At 63.1% G+C, this 618-nt stretch carries 2 protein-coding genes; both read left to right on the forward strand.

Going from position 1 to position 618, the window contains the following annotated elements:
* The coding region (locus RNC47_RS36140) for an ATP-dependent Clp protease proteolytic subunit (protein ID WP_311605092.1) at window positions 1-384 on the forward strand (384 nt) is incomplete at its 5' end.
* 56 nt (window positions 385-440) lie between these two features.
* On the forward strand, window positions 441-618 hold a 178-nt coding region (locus RNC47_RS36145), incomplete at its 3' end, for an ATP-dependent Clp protease proteolytic subunit (protein ID WP_311605094.1).

Genomic DNA, 618 nt, shown 5'->3' on the forward strand with positions numbered 1-618 from the left:
ACGATGGTCCTGGCGCCGTGCGACATCGCCACCTATGCGATGGGCAGGGCGGCCTCGATGGGTGAATTCCTCTTGGCAGCGGGCACCAAGGGCAAGCGTTTCGCCCTGCCGCACGCCCGGATCCTGATGCACCAGCCGCTCGGTGGCGTCACCGGTCGCGCCGCGGACATCGCCATCCAGGCCGAGCAGTTTGCGGTCATCAAGAAGGAAATGTTCCGGCTCAACGCCGAGTTCACCGGGCAGACCATCGAGCGCATCGAGGCCGACTCCGATCGCGACCGTTGGTTCACCGCGCCGGAAGCCTTGGAATACGGGTTTGTCGACCACATCATCACCAGCGCCAACGTCAACGGCACCGGACCGGGAGCAGGACTAGACAAATGACCGACCACACTGATCCCCGCCTCCAGCCACAGGCTCGTTACATCCTGCCGTAGTTCATCGAGCACAGCAGCTTCGGCGTCAAGGAGTCGAACCCGTACAACAAGCTGTTCGAGGAGCGCATCATCTTCCTCGGCGTGCAGGTGGACGACGCGTCGGCCAACGACATCATGGCCCTGCTGCTCGTGCTGGAGTCGCTGGATCCCGATCGCGACATCACGCTGTTCTTCAACTCGC

The organism is Streptomyces millisiae, from assembly GCF_031845425.1.
Classification (GTDB): Bacteria; Actinomycetota; Actinomycetes; order Streptomycetales; family Streptomycetaceae; genus Streptomyces; species Streptomyces millisiae.